This is a genomic window from Enterococcus cecorum (genome assembly GCF_052119425.1).
Taxonomy (GTDB): Bacteria; Bacillota; Bacilli; order Lactobacillales; family Enterococcaceae; genus Enterococcus_E; species Enterococcus_E cecorum_C.
In genome coordinates, this window is the sequence record NZ_JBQKFH010000083.1 from 1 (window position 1) to 1,667 (window position 1,667).

The window sequence follows — 1,667 nt, forward strand, 5'->3', positions numbered from 1 at the left end:
GTGCTTTATTTTTGTATTCACTTTCAAAAGATAAATAGAGATCTTTCCACTACTATCTAAATGGAAAGACCTCTATTTTTTCACATAGGGGCTACTTTTGGGTCAGCCCCGTTTGGGTTAGGTAAGATTAATCATCTTTTAGTTGACATAAATACAAAGTTCTTGTCTCAGAAGGGGTAGACTCTTTGACTGATAAAATATCGTATTTTCTTAACAGTTGCTTTTCAAAATTTTCCCGTGTATACCATTCAAAGCCTTTCTTAAGAAAATAATCAATATATACATCCTTTTGATCAACAAACTCAATAATTAAGTATTTTTTAGTATATAAACTAATTTGTTCTATTATTTCTTTAAATGTAAGTTGCTGACCAAAAGCCAAGTGATGTATAATAGCCAAAGCTAATACCGATTCTGATTTAAATCTATCGTTAGATGATAGACGCCAAGGTATTAATCCACTATTTGAAGAAATAGGATAATCTCTATAATAATCTAGTGATGGAGTGCATAATGACATATAGACAGGATAAACATTATTCATTTTTCTATCGTGAATATTTTTCCATAAATGATCAATACAACCATAATCCATATCAGCTATGATTACTTGACTCACTTCATCATGTAAGTAGCTACCATACCACCCCATGTTACCAGCTAGGTCCATTATACTGTTAGGTTTAACTGTTTTAATTAAGCTAATAACATTCTTCATTTTCATTGACCAGTTATCTCTATTCTGTGACCAGTCCCACTCATCATTCTGATAACCAATCCAACGCGTTGAAAAAGTAGTTGCTTGAATTTGGCTAATAAATAAACTCAATTTCTCTAAAAGTAACTCAATTTTTTCTGAACTAAAAGCAAAAAGTGCTTTTTGATAGATACCAATAAGCTGTTGTAGTTCACTTTCTGTAAGATAACCCTTTACATCTAATATAGAAAATTCTATATGTGAATTTTTCATCAATAGATAAGCATTATCAATCTTATTTTTCTTCAATAAAACAAACGGAAGAATATGGGTATTAATAAACTCTACTAAAGTTAAAGGAGTTGTAATAGTGGAACATATTGCACCAAAATCAATAAAAATAAACTCACCTCTATATAAGGTAGCATTTAATAAATGTCCATCCTCTAATCCAAAATTTATTTTATTCAATTTTTTCAAAAATTCAATCATGAATATCACGTAATCTTCAAACATCCTTGGGGACCATTCAAAACAGTAAGAAATAGGTTCAATATATTCATGTTCAATAACTAGAGGAAAATTAAAATCCAGATTATTATCTATAACTTTTGAATAAATAACTTCTCTACCCAATATTTTATTATTTTCTAACTGATTTAATATATCAATATAGTATTGTTTGTACTCTTCAACAACCACTCTAAATATTCTTTTTTCGTTTTTCAATCTAATCAATCGTAAGCGCCCAATAACAAGGTGTATAGCATCCCTCCAGTCCTCCAGTTATACTGTATTCAAACAGAAGATTGGAGAGGATTTTTTATGACGAAACAACCAATTGTCCCTTTAGAGATGTCCAAAAATGAAAGGAATCACTTCAAGCAACGAAGCAAAAATGAGCTCTTGCTTCGTTGTAAAGTGGGGTCACTTGAACTCAGCTTTTTCTCATCACTTGATGCATCTCAAC

The 1,667-nt window shown here is 30.4% G+C and carries 1 protein-coding gene; it reads right to left on the reverse strand.

Annotated features, from left to right (window positions below):
• Positions 1 to 127: 127 nt before the first annotated feature.
• On the reverse strand, positions 128 to 1,435 hold the full coding sequence (locus ACTQZM_RS11835; RefSeq protein ID WP_441653883.1) for a hypothetical protein: 1,308 nt from the start codon (positions 1,433 to 1,435) through the stop codon (positions 128 to 130).
• Positions 1,436 to 1,667: the final 232 nt, after the last annotated feature.